General features: G+C 70.4%; 23 protein-coding genes. 8 read left to right on the top strand and 15 right to left on the bottom strand.

Annotated features, from left to right (window positions below):
* Nucleotides 1-12: 12 nt before the first annotated feature.
* The 4 genes from ACWTPI_RS17645 (at nucleotide 13) to ACWTPI_RS17630 (ending at nucleotide 6,244) form a co-directional block, all read left to right on the top strand.
* Nucleotides 13-771, top strand: a complete 759-nt coding sequence (locus ACWTPI_RS17645) for a DsbC family protein (RefSeq protein ID WP_020201980.1) — start codon at nucleotides 13-15, stop codon at nucleotides 769-771.
* 97 nt (nucleotides 772-868) lie between these two features.
* Nucleotides 869-1,858 carry an acrylyl-CoA reductase (NADPH) gene (gene acuI, locus ACWTPI_RS17640; RefSeq protein ID WP_020201979.1) on the top strand — a complete coding sequence of 330 codons (990 nt, stop codon included), beginning with the start codon at nucleotides 869-871 and terminating at the stop codon, nucleotides 1,856-1,858.
* A 93-nt stretch (nucleotides 1,859-1,951) separates the two neighbouring features.
* Entirely contained in the window at nucleotides 1,952-3,757 is a 1,806-nt protein-coding gene (locus ACWTPI_RS17635; RefSeq protein ID WP_454732258.1) for a M61 family metallopeptidase, read from the top strand.
* A gap of 42 nt (nucleotides 3,758-3,799) precedes the next feature.
* Nucleotides 3,800-6,244, top strand: coding sequence for an FUSC family protein (locus ACWTPI_RS17630; protein ID WP_059415888.1), 2,445 nt, complete (start codon nucleotides 3,800-3,802; stop codon nucleotides 6,242-6,244).
* Nucleotides 6,245-6,285: 41 nt separating this feature from the next.
* On the opposite strand, the gene ACWTPI_RS17625 is transcribed toward ACWTPI_RS17630, so the two are convergent.
* Both ACWTPI_RS17625 and ACWTPI_RS17620 read right to left on the bottom strand, forming a co-directional pair.
* Complete coding sequence (locus ACWTPI_RS17625) at nucleotides 6,286-7,647, bottom strand: ABC transporter ATP-binding protein (RefSeq protein WP_454732257.1); 1,362 nt, start codon at nucleotides 7,645-7,647, stop codon at nucleotides 6,286-6,288.
* 45 nt (nucleotides 7,648-7,692) lie between these two features.
* The gene (locus ACWTPI_RS17620; protein ID WP_020201975.1) at nucleotides 7,693-9,447 is read right to left on the bottom strand and encodes an ABC transporter permease; all 1,755 of its coding nucleotides are present in this window, start codon (nucleotides 9,445-9,447) and stop codon (nucleotides 7,693-7,695) included.
* Between the two features lie 248 nt (nucleotides 9,448-9,695).
* On the opposite strand from ACWTPI_RS17620, the gene ACWTPI_RS17615 reads away from it, so the two are divergent.
* On the top strand, nucleotides 9,696-10,004 hold the full coding sequence (locus ACWTPI_RS17615; RefSeq protein WP_020423708.1) for an acylphosphatase: 309 nt from the start codon (nucleotides 9,696-9,698) through the stop codon (nucleotides 10,002-10,004).
* Here the strand turns inward: ACWTPI_RS17615 and ACWTPI_RS17610 are convergent.
* The 8 genes from ACWTPI_RS17610 to rpe all read right to left on the bottom strand — a co-directional run bounded on the left by ACWTPI_RS17610 (nucleotide 10,001) and on the right by rpe (nucleotide 17,619).
* On the bottom strand, nucleotides 10,001-10,804 hold the full coding sequence (locus tag ACWTPI_RS17610) for a uracil-DNA glycosylase (protein ID WP_454732256.1): 804 nt from the start codon (nucleotides 10,802-10,804) through the stop codon (nucleotides 10,001-10,003). The two genes, ACWTPI_RS17615 and ACWTPI_RS17610, sit on opposite strands and share 4 nt — an antisense overlap.
* A 72-nt stretch (nucleotides 10,805-10,876) precedes the next feature.
* Complete coding sequence (locus tag ACWTPI_RS17605) at nucleotides 10,877-11,515, bottom strand: CYTH domain-containing protein (protein WP_454732255.1); 639 nt, start codon at nucleotides 11,513-11,515, stop codon at nucleotides 10,877-10,879.
* Between the two features lie 93 nt (nucleotides 11,516-11,608).
* Nucleotides 11,609-12,412 (bottom strand): indole-3-glycerol phosphate synthase TrpC, encoded by an 804-nt coding sequence (gene trpC / locus ACWTPI_RS17600; RefSeq protein ID WP_020201971.1) that lies wholly within the window; start codon nucleotides 12,410-12,412, stop codon nucleotides 11,609-11,611.
* 37 nt (nucleotides 12,413-12,449) lie between these two features.
* Nucleotides 12,450-13,487, bottom strand: a complete 1,038-nt coding sequence (gene trpD, locus ACWTPI_RS17595) for an anthranilate phosphoribosyltransferase (RefSeq protein WP_043365885.1) — start codon at nucleotides 13,485-13,487, stop codon at nucleotides 12,450-12,452.
* A 62-nt stretch (nucleotides 13,488-13,549) separates the two neighbouring features.
* Nucleotides 13,550-14,119 (bottom strand): anthranilate synthase component II, encoded by a 570-nt coding sequence (locus ACWTPI_RS17590; protein ID WP_020201969.1) that lies wholly within the window; start codon nucleotides 14,117-14,119, stop codon nucleotides 13,550-13,552.
* Nucleotides 14,120-14,142: 23 nt separating this feature from the next.
* Nucleotides 14,143-15,660: an anthranilate synthase component I gene (trpE, locus tag ACWTPI_RS17585; RefSeq protein WP_020201968.1), complete on the bottom strand. Its 1,518-nt coding sequence runs from the start codon at nucleotides 15,658-15,660 to the stop codon at nucleotides 14,143-14,145.
* A gap of 517 nt (nucleotides 15,661-16,177) precedes the next feature.
* Nucleotides 16,178-16,909: a phosphoglycolate phosphatase gene (gene gph / locus ACWTPI_RS17580; RefSeq protein WP_020201967.1), complete on the bottom strand. Its 732-nt coding sequence runs from the start codon at nucleotides 16,907-16,909 to the stop codon at nucleotides 16,178-16,180.
* Nucleotides 16,906-17,619 (bottom strand): ribulose-phosphate 3-epimerase, encoded by a 714-nt coding sequence (rpe, locus tag ACWTPI_RS17575; protein ID WP_020201966.1) that lies wholly within the window; start codon nucleotides 17,617-17,619, stop codon nucleotides 16,906-16,908. Before rpe ends, gph begins: the two co-directional genes overlap by 4 nt.
* Before the next feature lie 177 nt (nucleotides 17,620-17,796).
* Between rpe and apaG the strand changes: the two genes are divergently transcribed.
* A complete protein-coding gene (apaG, locus tag ACWTPI_RS17570; protein ID WP_020201965.1) occupies nucleotides 17,797-18,171 on the top strand; it encodes a Co2+/Mg2+ efflux protein ApaG in 375 nt (124 codons plus the stop codon).
* Nucleotides 18,172-18,230: 59 nt separating this feature from the next.
* On the opposite strand, the gene ACWTPI_RS17565 is transcribed toward apaG, so the two are convergent.
* The gene (locus tag ACWTPI_RS17565; protein WP_020201964.1) at nucleotides 18,231-18,440 is read right to left on the bottom strand and encodes a hypothetical protein; all 210 of its coding nucleotides are present in this window, start codon (nucleotides 18,438-18,440) and stop codon (nucleotides 18,231-18,233) included.
* An 88-nt stretch (nucleotides 18,441-18,528) separates the two neighbouring features.
* Here ACWTPI_RS17565 and mltA point away from each other — a divergent pair, with 88 nt between their 5' ends.
* Entirely contained in the window at nucleotides 18,529-19,689 is a 1,161-nt protein-coding gene (gene mltA, locus ACWTPI_RS17560; RefSeq protein ID WP_020201963.1) for a murein transglycosylase A, read from the top strand.
* Between the two features lie 31 nt (nucleotides 19,690-19,720).
* Here the strand turns inward: mltA and paaK are convergent, their stop codons facing one another.
* The 3 genes from paaK to paaG form a co-directional block, all read right to left on the bottom strand.
* A complete protein-coding gene (gene paaK, locus ACWTPI_RS17555) occupies nucleotides 19,721-21,025 on the bottom strand; it encodes a phenylacetate--CoA ligase PaaK (RefSeq protein ID WP_454732254.1) in 1,305 nt (434 codons plus the stop codon).
* A 67-nt stretch (nucleotides 21,026-21,092) separates the two neighbouring features.
* On the bottom strand, nucleotides 21,093-21,539 hold the full coding sequence (paaI, locus tag ACWTPI_RS17550; protein ID WP_020201961.1) for a hydroxyphenylacetyl-CoA thioesterase PaaI: 447 nt from the start codon (nucleotides 21,537-21,539) through the stop codon (nucleotides 21,093-21,095).
* A gap of 79 nt (nucleotides 21,540-21,618) precedes the next feature.
* Nucleotides 21,619-22,431, bottom strand: coding sequence for a 2-(1,2-epoxy-1,2-dihydrophenyl)acetyl-CoA isomerase PaaG (gene paaG / locus ACWTPI_RS17545; protein ID WP_020201960.1), 813 nt, complete (start codon nucleotides 22,429-22,431; stop codon nucleotides 21,619-21,621).
* 404 nt (nucleotides 22,432-22,835) lie between these two features.
* On the opposite strand from paaG, the gene ACWTPI_RS17540 reads away from it, so the two are divergent.
* Nucleotides 22,836-24,170 (top strand): sensor domain-containing diguanylate cyclase, encoded by a 1,335-nt coding sequence (locus ACWTPI_RS17540; RefSeq protein WP_454732253.1) that lies wholly within the window; start codon nucleotides 22,836-22,838, stop codon nucleotides 24,168-24,170.
* A 48-nt stretch (nucleotides 24,171-24,218) separates the two neighbouring features.
* Here the strand turns inward: ACWTPI_RS17540 and ACWTPI_RS17535 are convergent, their stop codons facing one another.
* Nucleotides 24,219-25,418: an acyl-CoA dehydrogenase family protein gene (locus ACWTPI_RS17535; protein ID WP_059415858.1), complete on the bottom strand. Its 1,200-nt coding sequence runs from the start codon at nucleotides 25,416-25,418 to the stop codon at nucleotides 24,219-24,221.
* Nucleotides 25,419-25,469: the final 51 nt, after the last annotated feature.

Below are 25,469 nucleotides of genomic sequence, written 5' to 3'. Positions count from 1 at the left end.
CCTGGAGTCATCATGTTGCAATTCCTGCGCCGCCGTCCCGCCCTGTCGGCGACCGTCGCCACTCTCGCCGGCGGCCTGGCGGCGGCCGGTTTCGCGCTGCACGCCGTGGCGGCGAGCGAGCCGGGCACCGACCGCATCAAGGAGTCGATCCAGAAGATGCTGGGCGGGCGCGCCGAGGTCAAGAGCGTGGGCAAGACGCCGGTGCCGGGCCTGTTCGAGGTCAATATCGGCGGGCAGGTGGTCTACACCGACGCCACCGGGCGCTACGTCATCAACGGCGAGATGGTCGACACCAAGACCGGCACCAACCTGACCGAGGAGCGCGTGGCGGACCTGAACCGCATCAAGTGGTCGGACCTGCCGCTGGCGCGCGCCATCAAGTGGACCAAGGGCGACGGCAGCCGCCAGGTGGCGGTGTTCTCGGACCCGAACTGCGGTTACTGCAAGCGCATCGAGCAGACCTTCCAGCAGATGGACAACATCACGGTCTACACCTTCCTCTACCCGGTGCTGTCGCCGGACTCGGAGGTCAAGGCCAAGCAGGTCTGGTGCGCGACCGACCGCACCAAGGCCTGGCGCGACTGGATGCTCAACCGCGTGGCGCTGACCGGCAACGGCAGCTGCAAGACGCCCGTGGACGACAACCTGACGCTGGGCCAGAGCCTCAACATCACCGGCACCCCGGCCGTGTTCTTCATGGACGGCACGCGCATCCCCGGCGCGGCCGACGCCGCCACGCTGGAGCGCAAGCTCGCCGGCCTCAAGAAGTAAGCTCTCGCGCCGGCGGCCATGCCCGGCGCGCCGCGCCGGGTCGGCCGGCGCCTCGTTCATCTGACCTTCGCTATCCGCTGACGCGGAAGGAGACATCATGACGTTCCAGGCATTGCTGCTGACCCAGGACGGCGGCGCCACCCAGGCCGCCGTCACCGCGCTCGAGGAATCCGCCCTGCCGGCGGACGGCGACGTGCTGGTCGCGGTCGACTATTCCACCATCAACTACAAGGACGGCCTGGCCATCACGGGCCGCGCGCCGGTGGTGCGCAAGTGGCCGATGGTGGCGGGCATCGACGGCGCCGGCACGGTGCTGGAATCCGCGCACCCGCGCTGGCGGGCGGGCGACCGCGTGGTGCTCAACGGCTTCGGCGTGGGCGAGACGCACTGGGGCTGCCTGGCGCAGCGCGCGCGCCTGAAGGGCGACTGGCTGGTGAAGCTGCCGGACGCCTTCACCGCGCAGCAGGCGATGGCCATCGGCACGGCCGGCTACACCGCCATGCTGTCGGTGCTGGCGCTGGAGCGCGCGGGCGTCGCGCCGGGCGATGGCGAGGTGCTGGTGACCGGCGCCTCGGGCGGCGTGGGCACGGTGGCGATCGCGCTGCTGTCCAAGCTCGGCTATCGCGTGGCGGCGTCCACCGGCAAGACCGCCGAGGCGGATTTCCTCAAGGCGCTGGGCGCGGCCGAGGTGATCGACCGCACCGAGCTGGGCAAGCCCGGCAAGCCGATGCAGAAGGAGCGCTGGGCCGCGGTGGTGGACTCGGTGGGCTCGCACACGCTGGTCAACGCCTGCGCCCAGGTGCGCTACGGCGGCGCGGTGACGTGCTGCGGGCTGGCGCAGGGGCTGGACTTCCCGGCCTCGGTGGCGCCGTTCATCCTGCGCGGCATCACGCTGTACGGCATCGACAGCGTGATGGCGCCGATGGCCAGGCGCGAGCAGGCCTGGCAGCGGCTGGCCACGGATCTGGCGCCGGACCGCCTGCGCGCCATCACCAGCGAGATCGGCTTGTCCGGCGCCATCGAGGCGGGCCGCAGGATCGTCGAGGGCGGCATGCGCGGGCGCGTGGTCGTGAACGTCAACGCCTGACGGCCCGGCCGGCCGCCAGCGCAGCGCGGCACACGGTGCGGCACGGCGCGGCATGGCGGAAGCGCGCGCGGGCATGGCGCTACAATCACGCTCATGAAGCCGATCCACTACGCCATCGCCCCGCTTCAACCGGAAGCGCACCTGTTCGCCGTCACCGTCACGGTGGACGCCCCTGATCCCGCCGGCCAGCAGTTCTACCTGCCGGCGTGGATTCCCGGCAGCTACATGATCCGCGACTTCGCCCGCAACATCGTGCGCATCCGCGCCGACGCGGGCGGCCGGCAGGTCGCGCTGGCCAAGCGCGACAAGCAGAGCTGGCAGGCCGCGCCGGTGGACGGGCCGCTGACGCTGAGCTACGAGGTGTACGCGTGGGACCTGTCGGTGCGCGCCGCGCACCTCGACGCCACGCACGGCTTCTTCAACGGCAGTTCCGTGTTCCTGTGCGCCGAGGGGCGCGAGCACCAGCCCTGCACGGTGGACATCCTGCCGCCCGCGGGCGAGGCCTACGCCGGCTGGCGCGTCGCCACCGCCATGCGCGAGGCGCCGGGCCGCGGCGGCGCGAAGCGCTACGGCTTCGGCCGCTACCTGGTGGCCGACTACGACGAGCTGGTCGACCACCCGGTCGAGATGGGCACCTTCGCGCTGGGCAGCTTCGTCGCCTGCGGCGCCCGGCACGACGTGGTCTTCACCGGCCGCGTGCCGCAACTGGACCTCGAGCGCGTGTGCCGCGACCTCAAGCAGATCTGCGAAGCGCAGATCCGCCTGTTCGAGCCGAAGACCGAACGCGCGCCGTTCCTCGACAGCAACCGCCGCTACGTCTTCATGACGATGGTCACCACCGACGGCTACGGCGGGCTGGAGCATCGCGCCAGCACCGCGCTGATGTGCGCGCGCGCGGACCTGCCGGCGCGCGGCAAGGCGGAGGCCACCGAGGGCTACCGCACCTTCCTCGGCCTGTGCAGCCACGAGTATTTCCACACCTGGAACGTCAAGCGCATCAAGCCCGCGGCGTTCGTGCCGTACCGGCTGCGCGAGGAAACCCACACGCCGCTGCTGTGGCTGTTCGAGGGCTTCACCAGCTATTACGACGACCTGATGCTGGTGCGCAGCGGCGCCATCACCGAGGCGCAGTACGTCGAGCTGCTGGCCAAGACCTGGAACGGCGTGCTGCGCGGCAACGGCCGCACCAAGCAAAGCGTGGCCGAAAGCTCGTTCGACGCCTGGACCAAGTATTACCGCCAGGACGAGAACGCGCCCAATGCCATCGTCAGCTATTACACCAAGGGTTCGCTGGTGGCGCTGGCGCTGGACCTCACCATCCGCGCCCGGACCCGCAACCGCCGCTCGCTCGACGACATCATGCGCGCGCTGTGGCAGCGCTACGGCAGCGATTTCTACGCGCCGGGCGCGCAGCAGCGCGGCGTGACCGAGGCCGAGGTCCATGCCCTCATCGATGAAGTCACTGGCCTGCGCCTGGGCACGCTGCTGCGCGCGCTGACCGAAGGCACCGGCGAGCTGCCGCTGGCGGCGCTGTTCAAGCCGTTCGGCATCAAGGCGGTGCCCACGAAGCCGGAGCGCAATGCCGCGCTCGGCATCAAGACCAAGACCGAGGACGGCTGGGTGCGCGTCACCCAGGTGCTCGACGGCGGCGCCGGCCAGGCGGCCGGGCTGTCGGCGGGCGACCTGCTGGCCGCGCTGGACGGCCTGCGCGTGGCGCCCGGGCAACTGGACAAGCTGCTGGCGCGCTACCGCGCCGGCGACCGCGCCGAGTGCCACGTGTTCCGCCGCGACGAGCTGCACGTGCTGCCGCTGACCTTCGCCCGCGAGCCGGCCGCGCAGTACACGGTGACGGCCGAGGGCGGCCGCCAGCCCATGCGGGCCCGCTGGCTGGGCCAGTAAGACCGGCCGCGCCCCGCCCCGAGGCCAGCCCCAAGCCGCCACATGGAATACGCGCACGATCCCCGCACCTTCATCTACTCGCACTACGTCTACCGGGGCCTGCGCTCGGCCACCGGGGTGATCGGCGCCACGCTGGTGGCCATGCAGTTCACCGACCTGCCCACCGCGATGGTGGTGTCGATCGGCGCGCTGTGCACCAGCCTGATGGACCTGCCCAACCCGCTGAACCACAAGTTCAACGAGATGCTGGCCAGCGTGCTGCTGTGCACGGCGGTCACGCTGGCGGTGGCGATGGCCACGCCGTTCCCGCGCGTGATGCCGCTGGTGCTGGTGCTGGTGACGTTCATGGCCGGCATGATGACGGCCTACGGCAACAAGACCTTGCCGCTGCAGTTCTCGGCCTTGTTCGTCATGACGCTGACCGTCAACGAGGATTTCGTGGTGCGGCGCGCGCTGGAGCACGCGCTGCTGTTCGGCGCGGGCGCGGTGGCCTACATGGGCTACGCGATGGCGGTGAGCTGGGCCACGCAGCGGCGCACCAAGCAGCAGGTGTTGGCCGAGGCGCTGTACGAGATGGCGGGCTACCTGGAGATCAAGGCCGGCTTCTACGATGCCGGCAACGACTACGAGGCGCAGTTCAACCAGCTCGTGCGCCAGCAGATCGTGGTGGCCGAGCGCCAGCAGGCCGCGCGCGACCTGGTGCTGCGCGGCAACCGCACCACGCATGACGGGCTGCTGGTGCAGGCGCACCTGCGCATGCTGGACCTGTACGAGTACATCCTCTCCACCAACACCGATTACCCGCTGCTGCGCCAGACCTTCGCCGGCACGCCGGTGCTGGACCACCTGCGCCGGCTGGTGCAGCTGATGTGCCAGGACGTGGAGTCGATCGCCTACGACATCACGCGCGGGCGCTACTCCTATGCCGAGGTGGACTACCGCCAGGAGCTGCGCGCGGTCGAGGCCGAGATCGCGCAGCTGCGCCATCACCACATCCCGCCCGCGGCGATGACCGCGCTGGCCGAGACGCTCGACATGATCAAGGGCGCCATCGCGCTGGTGGCGCAGCTGCACGAGGCCTCGCGCACGCCGGTGGAGCCCAGCAAGGTGCTGCCCGGCCCGGACATGACGCCGTTCCTGACGCGCCAGCGCTACGAGCTCAAGGTGCTGCGCGACAACCTGAACTGGAAGTCGCCGGCGTTCCGCTTCGCGCTGCGCATCACGCTGGCGGTGGGCGCGGGGCTGTGGATCGCCGACCACCTGCCTTACGTCTCGCACAGCTACTGGATCCTGCTGACCATCATCGTCATCCTGAAGCCCAACTTCAGCATGACCAAGCAGCGCTACAACGACCGCCTGATCGGCACGCTGATCGGCTGCGCGATCTCGGTGGCGGTGCTGCGCGTGGTGCACCAGCCGCTGGTGCTGCTCGGCGTGCTGTTCGTGGCGCTGGTGGCGGGCACGGCGTTCTCCACCATCAAGTACCGCTACACCGCGGTGGCCGCCTGCGTGCAGGTGCTCATCCAGATCAACCTGCTGCTGCCGGGCAGCACCACGGTGGCCGGCGAGCGGCTGATCGACACGGTGATCGGCGGGGTGATCGCCTCGGTGTTCAGCTTCGTGCTGCCGAGCTGGGAGTACCGCGCGCTGCCCGCGCTGGTGGAGAACGTGCTGCAGGCCAACCGCCGCTACATCGCCGCCACGCGCGACCTGCTGCTGCGCGTGGCCAAGGACGACTTCGCCTACCGCGTGCAGCGCAAGCAGTTCATGGACAGCCTGTCGGCGCTGATCGGCTCGTTCCAGCGCATGCTCGACGAGCCCAAGAGCCGGCACCGCGCGGTGGACAACCTGAGCCGCTTCATCGTGCAGAACTACCTGGTGGCCGCGCACGTGGCGGCGGCGCGCATCCAGGTGCGCGAGCACTACGGCGAGCTCGACGTGCCGGCGGCCGAGGCCGCCATCCGCCAGGCCATCGACGCCGCCACGAACAGCCTCGCGCTGGCGAGCGAGCGGCTGGTGGAGGACGACCGCGCGGGCGGGCGCGGCGTGGGATTCGTGCGCCCCGGAGAGCCGGCCACCGCGGCGGCGGCCGCGGTCGGGGCCGGGCCCGCCATGCCCAGGGCCGGCGCCGAAGCGGGGCCGGGCCATGTGTCCGCGGCGGGCGCCGCGCCGCTGGCGGCGGCCGCGCTCAACGCGGCGGTGGATGCCACTTCCACCGCCGACGAGGCCAGCGCGCGCCGCGCGCGCCTGGCCGATTCCGCCGACCGCCGCCGCGCCGACGTGCTGGTGCAGGCTGCGGCCTCGGGCGAGCTGGCCAAGGCCACCGCGGCCCGGCGCGAGCCGGGCGGCGGCAGCACGGCAAGCTCCACCGGGCGCAGCGCCAACGCCATCCTCGAGCGCCGCCTGCGCGCGCTGCGCGAGGACGCCGCCAAGATCGCGCTGCGCACCGGCGCCATCGGCCGCGCCATGCGGCAGCGCCAGCGCTAGCGCCGCCGCTTCATCGCTGCTTCAGCGCAGCTTCGCCGCCGTCAGGGCTGCGCGCCGGCGCTGGGCGCCTGCGGCGGCTCCTCGCGCGGCAGCGTCAGCATGCCGCTGTTGTAGCTGTACTCGTACACCTCGCCGTAGCGGCCCCATTCGATGCCGATGGTCAGCACGCGCTCGGCTTCTTCCGGCTTGAGGAAGTCTTCCAGTTCGCGCAGCACGTGTTCCTCGCGGATCTCGCCGTCCTCGGACTGCTGCAGCTCGCGGCGGATGTGCGCGGCCAGCGCCACGTGCAGCAGCAGCTGCTTGCCGAACAGCACCTTGCGCTCGGGCGGCTCGGTCTCGTAGTAGGCGCGGCCCAGGCCGGTGGCGGTGATGTCGCCGCGCTCGATGGTGGCCAGCTGCAGCAGGTGCAGCGCCTCGCAGGCGGGCAGCAGGTCGTCGTCGGTGAGGCCGGCTTCCTCGGCCAGGTGCGGCAGGTCGGCGCGGCCGTGGAAGGGCGCCTCGCACAGCAGGTCGAGGATGGCCTCCATCTGGCTGATGTCGGCGTCCGGCAGGCGGTAGCCGATGTTGCTGGCGGCCGCCAGCGCGGTGACGCGCGGCCCCAGCGCGGCGGGCGAGGTCATCAGTGTGTAGACCTCGTCGATCAGGCCGCGCACCTGCGCGGAGTCGCGGTTGCGCGGGCGCGGGAACGGCACCTTGACCTCGGCGCGGATGCGGCCCGGGTCGCTCGACAGGATGACGATGCGGTCGGCCATCATGACCGCCTCTTCGATATTGTGCGAGACGATCAGGATGCACTTGATGTTGGTGCGGCCGTCTTCCCACAGGTCCAGCATCTCGTCGCGCAGGGTCTCGCCGGTGAGCACGTCGAGCGCGGAGAAGGCTTCGTCCATCAGCAGCAGGTCGGGCTCGGTCACGAGCGCGCGCGCGATGCCCACGCGCTGGCGCATGCCGCCGGACAGCTCGCGCGGCAGCGCGCTGTTGAAGCCGGACAGGCCGATCATGTCGATGGCCGCCTCGGCGCGGCGCGCGCGCTCTTCCTTCTGCACGCCCTGCGCTTCCAGGCCCAGCTCCACGTTCTGCTGCACGGTCAGCCACGGGAACAGCGCGAACGACTGGAACACCATCGCGATGCCCTCGGCGGTGCCGCGCAGCGGCTGGCCGCGGAAATGCACCTCGCCGCGGTCGGCACCCACCAGCCCGGCCATGATGCGCAGCAGGGTGGATTTGCCGGAGCCCGACTTGCCCAGCATGGCGACGATCTCGCCGCGGCGCAGCGTGAGGTCCACGCCTTCGAGCACGGCGCGGTCGGTGTGGTCGGCGGTGCGGAACATCTTGGAGACGCCGCGCAGTTCGACCACGGGTTCGGCTACGGTTGCGGCGGTGGTGGCGGGGGTGCTTGCCATGATGGAATTCCGGTGCGGGTGCTGAAAGATCGGGTCAAAGCGCAATCAAAGACGGGTGCGTTCCTGCGCCAGCAGGTAGAGGCGGTTCCACAGCAGGCGGTTGAAGCCCACCACGAACACCGCCATCACGCCGATGCCCAGCGCGATGCGGGGAAAGTCGCCCTTGGCGGTCATCTCCGCGATGTAGCTGCCCAGGCCCGTGGCCACCAGCGTGCGGTCGCCCCAGGTCACGTATTCGGACACGATGCTGGCGTTCCACGAGCCGCCGGCCGCCGTCACCAGCCCGGTCAGCAGGCTGGGGAACACCGCCGGCACCAGGAAGCGCTTCCACATCAGCCAGCCGCGCAGGCCGAAGTTGCGCGCGGCCAGCTTGAGCTCGGTGGGAATGCCCGAGGCGCCGGCGATCACATTGAACAGGATGTACCACTGCGTGCCGAAAATCATCAGCGGGCTGAGCCAGATCTCCGGGTTCAGGCCGAAGCGCACGATCAGCATGACCACCAGCGGGAACATCAGGTTGGCCGGGAAGGCCGCCAGGAACTGCGCCACCGGCTGGGCGATGCGCGCCGCCGCCGGGTTGAGCCCGATGCGGATGCCGATCGGCACCCAGATCAGCGCGGCCAGGAAGATCAGCACGACCACGCGCACCATCGTCAGCAGGCCGAGCCACAGCACGTGGCCCACTTCGGCCCAGCCCACCTCGGTGCGCACGAAGTGCATCACGCGGTACAGCGCCGCCACCGCGACGAGCGTGATCACGATGGTGCCGGCGCGCTCGATCCACAGCGCGCGCCGGGCGTCGCCGCCGCGCGACGCGGTGGCCTTGCGCCCCGAGCCCCAGGCCAGCGTGCGCTCGGCCAGCGCGGCGGTGCGCGCCAGCAGCAGGCTGACCCACTCCGAGCGGCGCAGCAGGTTGAGCAGCCACGATTGCGGCTCGTTCTCCTGCGCCAGGGTCTCGAAGCGGAAGCGGTCGGCCCAGGCGATCAGCGGGCGGAACAGCAGCTGGTCATAGAGCACGATGCCGACCAGCATGGCCAGGATGGCCCAGCCGATCGCGGCGAGGTTCTGCTGCTGGATGGCCAGCGAGATGTAGGAGCCGATGCCGGGCAGCTTGATGTCGTTGCCGGACACCGAGATCGCCTCGGACGCCACCACGAAGAACCAGCCGCCGGACATCGACATCATCATGTTCCACAGCAGCCCCGGCATGGCGAACGGCACTTCGAGGCGCCAGAACTTCTGCCACGCGGACAGCCGGAACATGGCCGCGGCCTCCACCAGGTCGCTGGGGATGGTGCGGATCGACTGGTACAGGCTGAACGCCATGTTCCACGCCTGCGAGGTGAAGATGGCGAAGATGGCCGCGCATTCCACCCCGACCAGGCTGCCCGGGAACAGCGCGATGAAGCCGGTCACGGTGATCGACAGGAAACCCAGCACGGGGATCGACTGCAGGATGTCCAGCGCCGGTACCATGACCTTCTCGGCCGTGCGGTTCTTCGAGGCCAGCGCGGCGAAGGCGAACGAGAACAGCAGCGACGCCGCCAGCGCCAGCAGCATGCGGATGCTGGTGCGCAGCAGGTAGTACGGCAGGTAGGCGATGTCCAGATGCACGTCCAGCGGCTCGCCGGGCCGGTAGGGCACGTCCATCTGCCGCGCGGCGAAGGCCACCAGCACGATCGCCGCCAGGATGATCGGCAGCAACGCCAGGTCGAAGCGGTTCGGCGGCGCGGTCAGCAACTGGCTGACGTAGCCAGGGGAGGTGCGCGCGCTGGCCTTGTCGTGTTCGGCTTGCTGCATTGTCTTGGCTGAAGTTCGGTGGCTGCGGTTGCCCGGCGGGACCGGGTGGCCCGGGACCTGGATGGATCGGCGTGCGGGGTGGGGGCCGTGCGTGGATTCCGGAGGGGCGCCGGCCGGGTGCCGGCGCGTCGCTGTGCTGTCGGCGTTACCTCAAGCGGCCTGCCCATACTGGTAACGCTTAGGGTAGCCACCTAGTTTACTTATATCGCATGGCAAAGCCGTTTCATGCGGCGGCGTGGAGAAAGCAGATGGAACAGCAGACGGGACCCCAGTGGGCGCATCGGCCGACAACGTGGCACCTCGTGGTCACGGGGCGCGTGCAGGGCGTGGGCTACCGCGCCGCGTGCGAGGACCGGGCGCGCGCGCTGGGGCTGGGCGGCTGGGTGCGCAACCGGCGCGACGGCTCGGTGGAGGTGATGGCCTACGGCCCGCCCGAGCGGCTCGCGGCGCTGCGCGAGTGGATGCGCGGCGGGCCGCCGGCCGCGCAGGTCGATGGCCTGCGGGTGGAAGCCGGCGCGGGCGTGTTCGACAGCTTCGACTGCCTGCCGACGGTCTAGCGCGCGGGGGCCTGATGAGCGTGGCTGGCGCGCCAGTCGACCGGCGCCATGCCGTGCCGCGCCAGCCACGCGTTGGCCAGCTTGAAGTGGCCGCAGCCGAGAAAGCCGCGATGCGCGGACAGCGGCGACGGATGCGGCGCTTCCAGCACGTAGTGCGTGCCCGCCAGCAGCGGCTTCTTGGCCTGCGCGTGGCTGCCCCACAGCAGGAAGACCAGGTTGGGGCGGGCCGCGGACAGGGCCCGGATCAGGCAGTCCGTCACCGCTTCCCAGCCGCGCCGGGCGTGGCTGGCGGCCTGGCCTTGCTCCACCGTCAGCACGGTGTTGAGCAGCAGCACGCCCTGGCGCGCCCAGCCTTCCAGGTTGCCGGAGGCGGGCGGCGCCGCGTTGTCGCCGTACTCGGCGGCGATTTCCTTGAAGATGTTGCGCAGGCTCGGCGGCACGCGCACGCCGTCCGGCACCGAGAAGGCCAGGCCGTGCGCCTGCGGGATCTCGTGGCCGCCGACCGTGCCGGTGCCGTGGTACGGGTCCTGGCCGAGGATCACCACCTTGACCGTTTCGGGCGGGGTGAGGTGCAGCGCGTGGAAGACGTCGCGCGGGAACACCGGCTTGCCGGCGGCGCGCTCGCCGTCGACGAAGGCGGCGAGTTCCCGCCAGCCTTCGCCGTGCATGCAGGGCGCGAGCAGCTCGCGCCAGGCGGCGGGCAGCGCGGCGGCCTGGGCGTCCAGGCCGTCGGCGGGCGGGGGTGCCTTGGCGGCGGCCGGGGCGAACAGGTCGGCCTGCGCGCTCGTGGGTTTGCTCATGCGGATGCCTGCGGGAAAGGGATCAGGAATGGGGTCGAGAAAGGGATCAGGGAAAGGTTCGGCGAGGGCGCGTCAGGCGTCGGCCGTGCCCGCGAGCCGGTAGCCGCGCGCGGCCTTGCTCTGGTCGGAGGGCCTGAGCGGCGCCACGTTCTGCAGGCGCCGCGCCAGCGCGCGCAGCGCGGCTTCGGCGGCGGCCTGCGCCGGGCCCTGGCCGTCCTTGCCGGGCAGCCATTCCAGCTCGAGTTCGTGGATGGCGTCGCGCGCGCCGGCGCCGGGCACCGTGATCTCGCCCACGTCGAGCGCGGCCTCGATGCGCGCGCCGTCCTGCTCGATCAGCCAGGTGCGGCGCGTGAAGTCGGTGCGGAACACCGGCGCCAGCGCGGCGGCCAGCGGCGCGAGCAACTCGCGCGCCTCGGGCGGGAAGGCGCCGAGTTCGATGGCCTCGGCGGCGGTCGCGGTTTCCCACTCGTTGCGGGCGGCGAGCCCCGCCTCGCTCCTGCCGGCGGTCTTGAGCGTCTGCAGCCACTGCGCGCCGCGGCGGCGCAGCCGCAGCGCGGCGCGCGCGCGGGCCAGGTCGCGCGCGGGGGTGTCGAGGTAGACGTTGAGCAGCGTGTGCTCGCCGCGCGCCTCGCCGTGCGCGTCCAGCCATGCCACCAGCGCGGGCATGGCGCCGTCGGGCACCGCCAGCTTGAGTTCGATTTCCTGGGCCATGTCGGTGTGCGGCTCCGGTGGGTGTGCGGGTGTGCGTGCGATTGGGCGTGCGGACGTGCGGTCGGGCGACGCGATTGGACGATGCCGGCCGGGTCAGGCGAACAGGCGCGCCAGTTCCACGCCCGGCTCGGGCGCGCGCATGAACGCCTCGCCGACCAGGAACGCGTGCACATCGGCATCGCGCATGCGCTGCACGTCGGCCGGGCCGAGGATGCCGGACTCGGTCACCACCAGCCGTTCGGCCGGGATGCGCGGCAGCAGGTCCAGCGTGTTGTCGAGCGAGACCTCGAAGGTGCGCAGGTTGCGGTTGTTCACGCCGAGCAGCGGCGTCTTCAGGCGCAGCGCGGCGTCGAGCTCCTCGCCGCCGTGCACTTCCACCAGCACGTCCATGCCGAGCTCGTGGGCGCAGGCTTCGAGCTCGGCCATCAGGCCGGGGTCGAGCGCGGAGACGATCAGCAGAATGGCGTCGGCGCCCCAGGTGCGCGCTTCATAGACCTGGTACAGGTCGATCATGAAGTCCTTGCGCAGCGCGGGCAGCGGGCAGGCGCCGCGCGCGCGCTTGAGGAAGTCGGGATGGCCCTGGAAGAAATTCACGTCGGTCAGCACCGACAGGCAGGCCGCGCCGTGGCTGGCGTAGCTCTCGGCGATCGCCTCGGGCACGAAGTGCTCGCGCAGCACGCCCTTGGACGGAGAGGCCTTCTTCACCTCGGCGATCACGCCGGCGTGGCCGGCGGCGATCTTCTCGCGCAGCGCGCGCTCGAAGCCGCGCGGCGCCAGGCCGGGCTCGGCGCGCAGGCTCTCGGCCTCGGCGCGCAGGCTGGGCAGGTCGCGCTTCTTGCGCGCGGCGCTGACCTCGTCGGCCTTGACGGCCAGGATCTTGTTCAGGATGTCGGACATGCGGGTTTCTCTTGCGGTGCGCGGCGCGCGGTGCGGATTACTTGAACTGCTGCGTGGCGCGCACGAACTGGTCGAGCTTCCCGCGCGCGGCGCCGCTGGCGATGGCCTCGCGCGCGCGGCGGATGCCGTCCTCGATCGAGCCGGCCACGTTGGCGGCGTATAGCGCGGTGCCGGCATTGAGCGCGACGATCTCGCGCGGCGTGCCGGGCACGTCGGTCAGCGCTTCGAGCAGCATTGCCTTCGATTCGATGGCGTCGGCCACCTTGAGGCCGCGGTTGGAGATCATCGACAGGCCGAAGTCCTCGGGGTGGATCTCGTACTCGCGCACCTCGCCGTCCTTGAGCTCGCCGACCAGCGTGGCGGCGCCGAGCGAGACCTCGTCCATGCCGTCCTTGCCGTACACCACCAGCGCGTGCTTGGCGCCCAGGCGCTGCATCACGCGCACCTGGATGCCGACCAGGTCGGGGTGGAACACGCCCATCAGGATGTTGGGCGCGTCGGCCGGGTTGGTGAGCGGGCCGAGGATGTTGAAAATGGTGCGCACGCCCATTTCCTTGCGGATCGGCGCCACGTTCTTCATGGCCGGGTGGTGGGTGGGCGCGAACATGAAGCCGATGCCGGTCTGCTCGATGCACTGGCCGACCTGCTCGGGCGTGAGCATGATGTTGACGCCGAGCGCCTCGAGCACGTCGGCGCTGCCCGACTTGGAGCTCACGCCGCGGTTGCCGTGCTTGGCGATGCGCGCGCCGGCCGCGGCCGCGACGAACATCGAGGCGGTGCTGATGTTGAAGGTGTGCGAGCCGTCGCCGCCGGTGCCGACGATGTCGACGAAGTTCTCGCGGTCCTTGATTGAACCCAGCGGCACCTTGTTGGCGAACTCGCGCATCACCTGCGCCGCGGCCGAGATCTCGCCGATGGTTTCCTTCTTCACGCGCAGCCCGGTCAGGATGGCCGCGGCCATCACCGGGGAGATCTGCGCCTGCATGATCTGCCGCATCAGGTGCAGCATTTCGTCATGGAAGATCTCGCGGTGTTCGATGCAGCGGGTGAGGGCTTCCTGTGGCGTGATGGACATGGCGGTCTCGTTCGTGTCGTGGGCAGGCGCGGGCGCGGTGGCGATGGGGGTGTCGAGCCGCCTCATCGGCGCGCCTTGAGGAAGTTGGCCAGCAGCGCGTGGCCGTGCTCGGACAGGATCGACTCGGGGTGGAACTGCACGCCCTCGATGTCGAACTCCTTGTGGCGCACGCCCATGATCTCGCCGTCCGGCGTCCACGCCGTCACTTCCAGGCAGGCCGGCAGCGTCTCGCGCTCGATCGCCAGTGAATGATAGCGCGTCACGTCGAAGTGCCGGGGCAGGCCGGCGAACACGCCTTCCTGCGTGGTCTCGATGCGGCTGACCTTGCCGTGCATGACCTGCTTGGCGCGGATCACCTCGCCGCCGAAGGCCTCGCCGATGGCCTGGTGGCCCAGGCACACGCCCAGCAGCGGCACCTTGCCCGCGAAGTGCTGCAGCACCGCCACCGAGATGCCGGCTTCCTTGGGGCTGCACGGCCCGGGCGAGACGCAGATGTGGTCGGGCTTGAGGGCCTCGATCTCCTCGATGGTGATCTCGTCGTTGCGGTAGGTGCGCACGTCGGCGCCGAGTTCGCCGAAGTATTGGACGAGGTTGTAGGTAAACGAATCGTAGTTGTCGATCATCAGCAGCATGGCGGTTCCCTGTTCCCTGGCGTTCAGATGTCCGAGTCCAGGCCGTCCTGGACCTGCTCGGCGGCGCGGATCACGGCGCGCGCCTTGGCTTCGGTTTCCCTCCATTCGGCTTCGGGGTCGGAGTCGGCGACGATGCCGGCGGCGGCCTGCACGTACAGATTGCCGTCCTTGACGATGCCGGTGCGGATGGCGATGGCCAGGTCCATCTCGCCGCCGAACGACAGGTAGCCCACCGCGCCGCCGTAGATGCCGCGCTTGCGCGGCTCGAGCTCGTCGATGATCTCCATCGCGTGCACCTTGGGCGCGCCCGACAGCGTGCCGGCCGGGAAGGTGGCGCGCAGCACGTCGAGGTTGCTCATGCCGGGCTTGAGCGTGCCTTCGACCGAGCTGACGATGTGCTGCACGTGCGAGTATTTCTCGATCACCATCTGGTCCGTGACCTTGACCGAGCCGATCTCGGCGATGCGGCCGATGTCGTTGCGCGCGAGGTCGATCAGCATCACGTGCTCGGCGATCTCCTTCGGGTCGCCGAGCAGCTCGGTGGCGAGCTGCGCGTCCTTCTCCGGCGTGTTGCCGCGCGGGCGCGTGCCGGCCAGCGGGCGGATGGTGACGATGTGGTCTTCGCGCTGGTCGCCGTTGCTGCCGCTGCGGCGGGTTTCCTGGCGCACCAGGATCTCGGGCGAGGCGCCCACGATCTGGAAGTCGCCGAAGTTGTAGAAGTACATGTACGGCGACGGATTGAGCGAGCGCAGCGCGCGGTACAGCGACAGCGGCGCGTCGCGGTACGGCTTGACCAGGCGCTGGCCGATCTGCACCTGCATCATGTCGCCGGCCATGATGTATTCCTTGGCCTTGTGCACGGCGGCGAGGTAGTCGGCCTTGTCGAACTCGCGGAACACCTCGGTCTGCACCGACGGGCTCGTGACCGGCACGTCCACCGGCTGGCGCAGCTTCATGCGCAGCTCGCGCAGGCGCTGGCGCGCGCGGGCGTAGGCCTCGGGCGTGGTCGGGTCGGCGTAGACGATCAGGTAGAGCTTGCCGGACAGGTTGTCGATCACGGCCAGCTCCTCGCACAGCAGCAACTGGATGTCGGGCAGGTTGAGGTCGTCCGGCTTCTGCGTGGCGGCCAGCTTTTTCTCGATGTAGCGCACCGCGTCGTAGCCGAAGTAGCCGGCCAGGCCGCCGCAGAAGCGCGGCAGGCCGGGGCGCAGCGCCACCTTGAAGCGCTGCTCGAAGGCGGCGATGAAGTCGAGCGGGTTGCCTTCGTGGGTTTCCACCACGCGGCCGTCGGTCACGACTTCGGTGCGCATGCCGTGCGCGCGCAGCAGCGTGCGCGCGTGCAGGCCGATGAAGGAGTAGCGGCCGAAGCGCTCGCCGCCCACCACCGATTCGAGCAGGAAGGTGTTGACCCCGCGCGTCTGCGACTGCGCCAGCTTGAGGTAGAGCGAGAGCGGCGTTTCCAGGTCGGCGAACGCCTCCGCGATCAGCGGGATGCGGTTGTAGCCCTGCTCGGCCAGCGATTTGAATTCCAGTTCGGTCATGTCGATCCTCTTGTGCGGCGGCGCGGTGCCCTGGGCTGTGCGCTCGCCGCGATGTCGGCAACTTGGGGCTGGAAGGTCGTCAGACCCGCCCCGGGGAAGGACCTGGCGCGGAACAAGCGTCCGCGCACGGCCGGGGTGGGCGTGCAGCGCGTTCGGGGGACAGCAGGCGCGGGGCCTGGGATGTCGGGCGGCTGGGAATACTGTGAAGGTCCGGCAACCTGCCGGTCTGGCCGGCCCCGTTCCATGTTAGTGCATCGTCGATGCAGCAGATCCGGGAAGACGGGGGCGGTCAGGAGACTCGCGAACGCACTTTACGCCTGTTGGAAGGCACGCCAGCGACGCCAGGGCCAGGCCTGCCGATCACTGCCAGAAGAGATGCGCTTGCGGTTCAGAAACATGAAATCGTGTTCAGCGATTTACGGTTTGGATGCGGCGGTCCGGAGAAAACCGTTGGGTCGTGTCCGGCGCCGCTGGAGGCTTGCCTGGCTTGCCGCCGGTGCCCGATTCGCCAATCGCTTTATCTGCAATGTGACGCAAGCACCTCAGCCGCCTGGGCAATGGAATCGACTATACCATCGGCGTCGACGCCTTGTACAGGGTTGCCGTGGTTGTAGCCGTAAGGCACCAGCAGCACGCCCATGCCGGCCGCGCGCGCGGCGCGGGCGTCGTTTTCCGAGTCGCCGATGGCGGCCATCTCGGCCGCTTCCAGCCGGAACGCCTCGGCCACCTTGAGCAGCGGCAGCGGATCGGGCTTGCGCAGGGCGAAGGCGTCGCCGCCGTAGACCAGCTCGAAGAAGCGCGCCAGGCCGGTCCTGGCGAGCAGCGGCTCGGTGAAGTTGTGCGGCTTGTTGGTGACGCAGGCCAGGCGCAGGCCGGCGCCCTTGAGCGCGGCCAGCCCCTCGGCCACGCCGGGGTAGACGTGCGAGAACTGGCCGTTGATGTGGATGTACTCGCGGTCGTACAGCGCCAGCGCGTCGGCGAACATGCCGTTGGCGTGGGCCGGCGAGAGGCGCGCGTCGAGCACGCGCCGGATCAGGTTTTCCGAGCCCTTGCCGACGAAGCTGACGATCTGCTCGCGCGCCAGCGGCGCCAGCGGCCCGAGATGCGGGTGCAGATGCGCCAGCGCGGCCAGCATGGCGTTGACCGCGGCGTGGAAGTCGCCGGCGGTGTCGACCATCGTGCCGTCCAGGTCGACGATGACGCCGCGGATGCCGCGCCAGTCGGTGCGCTTGAGCCGGGCCGTGCTCATTGCCGGCCCGCCTTGGCTGCCTTGGCCAGCTCGGCGCGCAGCGCCGCCAGCACGCCCTTGTAGCCGCCGTCGGCATCCGGCTTGCCGAACACGGCCGAGCCGGCCACGAAGGTGTCGGCGCCGGCCGCGGCGATCTCGGCGATGTTGTCCACCTTCACGCCGCCGTCCACCTCCAGCAGGATGCGCCGGCCGGTGCGCTCGGCGTAGGCGTCGATGCGCTGGCGCGCGGCGCGCAGCTTGTTGAGCGTCTCGGGGATGAAGGACTGGCCGCCGAAGCCCGGGTTGACCGACATCAGCAGGATCACGTCGAGGCGGTCCATGACGTGGTCGAGGTGGTTCAGCGGCGTGGCCGGGTTGAACACCAGCCCGGCCTGGCAGCCGTGGTCGCGGATCAGCGCGAGCGTGCGGTCGACGTGCTCGCTGGCTTCCGGGTGGAAGGTGATGATGTTGGCGCCGGCCTTGGCGAAGTCCGGCACGATGCGGTCCACCGGGCGCACCATCAGGTGCACGTCGATCGGCGCCGTCACGTGCGGGCGGATCGCCTCGCACACCAGCGGGCCCACGGTCAGGTTCGGCACGTAATGGTTGTCCATCACGTCGAAGTGGATCCAGTCGGCGCCGTCCGCGGTCACGCGCTTGACTTCTTCGCCCAGGCGGGCGAAGTCGGCGGACAGGATGGAGGGGGCGATGCGGTAGTCGGCGGTGCTCATGGCGGCGGGCTCGTGGGGGTGCGTTCAGCGCAAATCCAGCGCGAAGTCCGGTATTTTACCCTTCCCGGGCGGGGCAAGGCCGCCATGCCGGACGCGCCGCGCCCGGGCGCGCGGCTTGCCGCACCCCCGGCGTTGCCGCACAATGCGGCTACCCTATCCTGCCGCGATGTGCCGACAATGAGCGAATACGCGTTTTCCGTGGCCGTGCGTACCCAGTACCTGGCCGACCAGTCCGACCCCGAGCGCGGGCGCCATGCCTTCGCCTACACCATCACCATCCACAATACCGGCGAGGTGGCCGCGCAGCTCATCTCGCGCCACTGGGTCATCACCGACAGCGACAACGGCACGCAGGAGGTGGCCGGCCTCGGCGTGGTGGGCCACCAGCCGCTGCTCAAGCCGGGCGAGCACTTCGAATACACCAGCTGGGCCACCATCTCGACGCCGATCGGCTCGATGAAGGGCGAATATTTCTGCGTGGCCGAGGACGGCCACCGCTTCGAGGTGCCGATTCCGGAGTTCGCGCTGGTGCTGCCGCGCATGCTCCACTGATGGCCGGTGCCGGCGCGGTGCCGATGTGATGCCGATGTGATACGAATGTGGCGAGGAACCTAGTGCCCCGGCGCGCTGTCCTGATCCTGGCGGGCGGCGCTGCCGTCCTGGCCCGCGCGCGAGGGATGATCGTCGGGCGCGCGGGTGGGGCGCGGGTTCTTTTTCGCCGTGCCCATCGTCCAGACCACGATGAAGATCAGCAGGAAGAGCGCCACGCCGGCCTCGAGGGCGAACAGCAGCATGGGATGGGCTTCGAAAAACTGGCTCATGGCAGGATCACTTGGAGGCGACGCTGGGCATTGTAGGGCATCGGCAGATGCGGCCGTCCTCGCGGTTCCGAGTTCTTACCCAATCAAGATGGCTTATCCGGATTCCTTTCCCCGTTTCTCCTTTTTCCTGCCGGCGCCCGTGTCCGGCGCCGCGCGCGCGCGGCGCGCCGGCTGGCTCGCGCTGGCCGCGGCGGCGACGCTGCTGGCCGGCTGCATGAGCGGGCCGCCGCCGCGCGTCGAGGGGCCCGGCGGCGCGCGCCCCGGGGTGCCGCCGGCCGCCTCCGGCCAGAAGGGTCAGTTGCAGGCCGCCAGTTGGGCCGAGATCGGCGGCTGGAGCCAGGACGACGTGCGCGCCGCGTGGCCGGCGCTGCAGGCCAGCTGCCAGGCGCTCAAGAAGCGCGCCGAATGGAACCGCGTCTGCGCGATCGGCCTGATGGTCGACGCCGGCGACCTGGGCGCCATGCGCGCCTACTTCGAATCCAACTTCCAGCCGTACCGCGTGGTCAACGGCGACGGCACCGACAGCGGCCTGATCACCGGCTACTACGAGCCGATCCTGCACGGCTCGCGCACGCGCCAGGGCCAGTACCAGATTCCGCTCTACCGCAAGCCGGCCCAGTGGGGCAGCCGGCCGCTGCCGGCGCGCGGCGAGCTGCTGCAGAACCCGGCGCTGCGCGGCCACGAGCTGGTGTGGGTGGACGACGCCGTGGAAGCCGCGTTCCTGCAGATCCAGGGCTCGGGCCGCATCCGCCTGCAGGACGGCACCACGATGCGGGTGGGCTTCGGCGGCACCAACGACCAGCCGTTCCGCTCGTTCGGCAAGTGGCTGCTGGACCGCGGCGAGATCACGCCGGCGCAGGCCACCATGCAGGGCATCAAGGGCTGGGCGCGCTCCAATCCGGGCCGCGTGGACGAGATGCTCAACGTCAATCCGCGCTTCGTGTTCTTCCGCGAGCTGCCGCCGACCAACGAAGGCCCGGTCGGCGCGCTCGGCGTGCCGCTGACCGCGGAGCGCTCGATCGCGGTCGATCCGGCCACCATTCCGCTCGGCGTGCCGGTGTTCCTGTCCACCACGCGGCCGCTGTCGGCCGAGCCGATCCAGCGCCTGATGTTCGCGCAGGACACCGGCTCGGCCATCAAGGGCGGGGTGCGCGCCGACTTCTTCTGGGGCGCCGGCGACGCGGCCGGCGAGGCCGCCGGCCGCATGAAGCAAGGCGGCCGCATGTGGGTGCTGATGCCGCGCAGCTAGGCCGGAGCAATGGCGCCGGCGGTGCGTCCGCTCAGCGCGGGCGCTGGTCGACGATGCGGCGCGCCTTGCCGACCGAGCGCTCGACGCCGCCGGCGGGCAGGATCTCGATGCCGACGGTCACGCCGATGTAGGCCTTGATGTCGTAGGTCAGCTGCGCGCTGGCCTGCCGCGTGCCGGCCGGGTCCGCGCCGTGCGCGCACTCCACGCGCACGGTCAGCACGTCGAGATGGCCATCCTTGGTCAGCACGCACTGGTAGTGCGGCGCCAGCTCGGCGTGCCTGAGGATCAGCTCCTCGATCTGCGAGGGGAACACGTTGACGCCGCGGATGATCATCATGTCGTCCGAGCGGCCCGTGACCTTCTCCATGCGGCGGAACGCGGCGCGCGCGCTGCCGGGCAGCAGGCGGGTCAGGTCGCGCGTGCGGTAGCGCACGATGGGCAGCGCTTCCTTGCTCAGCGTGGTGAAGACCAGCTCGCCGAATTCGCCGTCGGGCAGCACCTCGCCGGTGTCCGGGTCGATCACCTCCGGGTAGAAATGATCCTCCCAGATGGTCGGGCCGTCCTTGGTCTCGGCGCATTCGCTGGCCACGCCCGGCCCCATCACTTCCGACAGCCCGTAGATGTCCACCGCCGAGATGCCCAGGCGCTTCTCGATGGCCACGCGCATCTCGGGCGTCCACGGCTCGGCGCCGAAGATGCCCACGCGCAGCGAGGTGGAGGCCGGGTCGATGCCCTGGCGCTCGAACTCGTCGGCGATCGCCAGCATGTAGCTCGGCGTGACCATGATGACCTCGGGTTTGAAGTCCTGGATCAGCTGCACCTGGCGCTCGGTCTGGCCGCCGCCGAACGGGATCGCGGTGAGGCCGGCCTTCTCCACGCCGTAGTGCGCGCCGAGGCCGCCGGTAAACAGGCCGTAGCCGTAGCTGATGTGCACCTTGTCGCCGCGCCGCGCGCCGGCCGCGCGTACCGAGCGCGCCACCACGGTGGCCCAGTTGTCGATGTCGTTGAGGGTGTAGCCCACCACCGTGGGCTTGCCGGTGGTGCCCGACGAGGCGTGGATGCGCGCGATGCGGTCCTGCGGCACGGCGAACATGCCGAACGGGTAGTTGTCGCGCAGGTCCTGCTTGGCCGTGAACGGAAAGCGGGCGAGGTCGGCCAGCGAGCGCAGCTGGTCCGGGTGCACGCCGGCGGCGTCGAACTTGCGGCGGTAGACCGGCGAGTTCCGGTAGGCGTGGTCGAGCGACCATTTCAGGCGTTCGAGCTGCAAGGCCTGCAATGCGTCGCGGCTGGCGGTCTCGATCGGCTCTAGCGGCAGATCTGTGAGGCGCGTGCTCATGGTGTCTCCTGCGCGTGGGGGCTTGTGTTTCCGGCTGGCGTGTTGCGGGGGGGTATGGCGGCGAAGCCTACCGCGCCGGCTCGGTCGGGGCGACCACGTGGCCCTTGATCTGCGCGGACTTGCCGCGGAACATCGCCACGGTCTCGCCGGCGCGGTTGGTGACGCGGATGTCGTAGATGCCGTGCCGCCCGGACAGGACCTGCTCGGTGGCCTCGGCCGTGAGCAGGTCGCCGCCGTGCACGGGCTTGAGGAACTCGATGCTGCAGCCGGCCGCCACCGTGTTGATGTTGTGGCTGTTGCAGGCGAAGGCGAAGGTGGAATCGGCCAGCGTGAACATCAGCCCGCCGTGGCAGATGCCGTGGCCGTTGAGGAATTCGGGCCGCACCGGCATCGACAGGCGCGCGTAGCCGGGGCGCACGGCCTCGAGGGTGATGCCGAGCCAGCGGCTGCAGGCATCGGCTTCGTACATGCTGGCGGCGGCCGCTTCGGCGAGGGCCTGGGGAGTCTGGGTCAAGCTGGTCTCCTGGTGGGGCGGGGAGGCGTGGGGAGGCGTGCAATAGCCGGGCGTTGAAGCGGGCGTTGAGGCGGGCGGCCTAGCGCCCGGTAAAGCGGGGCGCGCGCTTTTCCAGGAAGGCGTTCACGCCCTCCGCGTAGTCATGCGAGGCGCCGAGCTCGCGCTGCAGGTCGCGCTCGAGATCGAGCTGGGCGTCGAGCCCCTGGCTCGCGCCGGCATGCATGGCGTGCTTGATGGCCGCCAGCGCGCGCGTGGGCTGCGCCGCCAGGTGCGTGGCCAGCGCCAGCGCCTGCTCGGGCAGCAGCGGGTCGTCCATGACTTCCCAGATCAGGCCCCATTTCTCGGCCTCGTCGGCGCCGAGCTTGTCGCCGGTCATTGCCAGTCCGAGCGCGCGCGCCATGCCGACGCGCCTGGGCAGCAGCCAGGTGCCGCCCGAATCCGGGACCAGGCCGATCTTGACGAAGGCCTGGATGAAGCTGGCCGAGCGCGCCGCCAGCACCATGTCGCAGGCCAGCGCCAGATTGGCGCCGGCGCCCGCGGCGGTGCCGTTGACGGCGGCCACCACCGGCAGGGGCAGCTTCTGCAGGCGGCGGACCAGCCGGTTGAACCAGACGTCGATCAGCTCGCCCAGATCGGTCATGGCGCCCGGCGTGAAGTCCAGGTCGGCCAGGTCCTGCCCGGCGCAGAAGCCGCGGCCCGCGCCGGTCAGCAGCAGCGCGCGGGCGCCGCCGGCCTCGACGTGGTCGAGCGCCTGCTGGAGCACGGCGTGCATCTCGCGCGTGAAGGCATTGAGCTTGTCGGGGCGGTTGAGCGTGATGACCGCGACCTGGCCGTGCCAGGCGAGCAGTACCGGGCCGGAAGTCAGGCTGGCCTGAGGGGGCGTGTCTGGCATCGTTGTCTCCTGCCTTGGGTGGTGGCTGGTGGTCCTGGCCGGCGCGCGGCCTCTCTTCTATATGGGAGGCGTTGTGGCCCGACAAAAAGGCTCAACAAAAAGGCCCGATAAAATTAACCGACCAGTCGGTCGGCAAATAATAGCAATTTATCCGGCGGTGCGGAAGCGGGTCGCGCGCCATTTTGAGCGCGCGCTCCGGTCCGGACCCGCCGCTGGCCCCGGCGCGCATTGCCGACCCGGCTGCCGGCGGGCGTGGCTCGTTTACCCCACTACGGGACCGGTCGCCGCCGGCCTGCCGATTGGGCGGGGCCGGTTATGCAACAATGGCCCTCACGATACTTGAATTGGCAAGTTCACGGTGCCCGTGAAGGGTTTCCGCACAGCAGGCTCCCGCAAAGCAACATATGTCCGATCGGCTCAACCAATCGCAGGACTTCGAGGACGGCATCGCGGTTGCCGTTGCCATCGTCGGGCGCGATGCACGCGGCGAGCTTGCCGTCACCGCCTGCAACGACCACTTCTTCAGGATCACCGGCGGCGCGCGCGCGGAGATGCCGGTTTTTCCCGCCGCGTTCGACGCGCTGTTTCCCGGCGGCGCGCAGCCCGGGTTCCGCGCGAAACTCCAGGAATGCTTCCGGTCCGGCGCCTCGCAGGAATTCGAGCAGGCATTTTCTCAGGCACCCGGGCAGGCATCCGAGCAGGCATGCGGCCGCCCCGAAGGCGCGCGGCGCTGGCGCCTCACGCTGAAACCCTTCCGGCATGCGGACGGCGGCGCGGCCGTGTCCGAGATTCTCGTGACCGGCGTCGACATCACCGCGAAGCTGCATCTCGCGCACGAGCTGGAAGTCAGCACCTCGCGCTTTCGCGCGGTGGTCGACTCGGCCTACGACGCGATCGTCACGATCGACGAGCAGCGCAACATCACGCTGTTCAACCGCGCGGCGGAGAACCTGTTCGGCTACGCCTCGGCCGAGGTGATCGGGCAGCCGATCGAAACCCTGCTGCCGGAAAAATTCCGCGCGCGCCATCCGCAGCACGTGCGGCAGTTCGCGGACTCGGTGCAGATGAGCCTGCGCTCGCTGAGCCCGCCGCGCATGGACGAGAGCAACAGCGTGTACGGGCGGCATCGCGACGGCACCATCATCCCGGTCGAAATCTCGATCTCCAAGATCAACGTGGACGGCGTGACCGAGTTCACCGCGGTCATCCGCGACATCACCGACCGCGCCCGGCTGATCGACCTGCTGAAGAAGCAGGCCGTGACCGATGCCCTGACCGGCCTGCCGAACCGCCGCGAGTTCCTGGACTTCGTCGACAAGGTGCTCGGCACCGACGACATCGTGTCGGTGTTCATTCTCGACATCGATTTCTTCAAGAAGATCAACGACGGCTTCGGCCACGACGTCGGCGACGAGGTGCTGCGCGTGCTGGCGAAGGCCGGCATGTCGATCGCGCACGAGTCCAAGCTGTTCGCGCGCTGGGGCGGCGAGGAGTTCGTCGCGGCCCTGCCCGGCGCGGACGCCGGGCTCGCGCGCAGCATCGCGGAGCGGCTGCGCCAGCGCGTGGCGCAGCAGGACTTCGAGCACGCGTGGCGCGTGGAGCCGGTTCCGTTCACCGTCAGCATCGGCGTGGTCACGCGCGAGTCCGGCGAGTCCGACGTCGACGCGCTGATGCGGCGCGCGGACCGCGCGCTCTACCGGGCCAAGGCATCCGGGCGCAATCGCGTCGAGGTCGGATAGGCGCGGTGCCTCGCCGCCGCCGCCATCAGGGCCGGCGGCGGCGCCGGATCATGCGGCCGCTGCCCGCGATGCCTCCAGCGTATCGCGCTTGATCTTCCTGGCGAGCGACCACTTGTGGACCTCGGTCGGGCCGTCGTAGATGCGGAACGCGCGCAGCTCGCGGAACGCCTGCTCGACGATGGTGTCGCGCGACACGCCGTTGCCGCCCAGGACCTGCACGCAGCGGTCGGCCACCCGGTAGAGCGCCTCGGACACCGCCACCTTCGTCATGGAGCTTTCGGCGGTGCCGGACGAGCCGGCGTCGAGCACGCCGGCGCACCAGTCGATCATCAGCGCGGCCTGCTGCAGGTCGATCAGGTTCTCCGCGAGCATGAAGCCCACGCCCTCGTGGTCGATCAGCAGCTTGCCGAACGCCTTGCGCGTGGTGGCATACGCGCGCGCGATCTCGTCGGCGCGCGTCACGGTGCCGAACCAGCGCATGCAGTGCGACAGCCGCGCCGGCGACAGGCGCACCTGCGCATAGCGGAAGCCTTCGTCGGCCTCGCCCAGGACCTGGCCGGCGGGCACGCGCAGGTCGTCGATCACGACCTGCGCATGGCCGCCGGGCATCGAGCTGTCGATGGTGTCGAGCACGCGCTCGAGCCGGATCGCCGGGTGCGGCAGGTCAACCAGGAACATGGTGGCGCGCGCGTGCTCGCCCTCGCCGGTGCGCGCCATCACGATGCCGACCGCCGCGCCTTCGGCGCCGGTGATGAACTTCTTGCGGCCGCGGATGATCCAGTCATCGCCGTCGCGCACCGCGGTGGTCTGCAGCATCGACGGGTCCGACCCGGCGCCGCCGTCCTCGGCGGGCTCGGTCATGAAGAACGCCGAGCGTGCTTCGCCGCTGACCAGCGGCGCCAGGAAGCGCGCCTTCTGCGCCGCGGTGCCCACCTTGCCGAGCAGGTACATGTTGCCCTCATCGGGCGCCATCGTGTTGACCGCGACCGGCCCGAGCGGCGACAGGCCCGAGCGCTTGAGCACGGCCGCGGTCTCGCGCTGGCTCAGGTGCGACCCGTCGGGCAGGATGTGCGGCGTCATCACGCCGGCGGCGCGCGCCAGGCCGCGCAGTTCCGCGACGAGCGCGGCCGACGGGCCGTGCGCGGCGCAGCGCGGATCCTGCTCGTAGGGCACGACCACGTCGCGCACGAAGCGCTCGACGCGCTCGGCGATCTCGCGGCTTCTTTCGGTGGGACAGGCGGTGAACATGGCTGGCATCTCCTTGTGGCGTATCGGGCGGGCGGCCGTACAGGTCGGGCG

The sequence above is a fragment of the Cupriavidus ulmosensis genome, assembly GCF_977008105.1.
The sequence above is the reverse complement of the archived record's forward strand: the minus strand, read 5'-3'. Positions and strand labels throughout refer to the sequence as shown.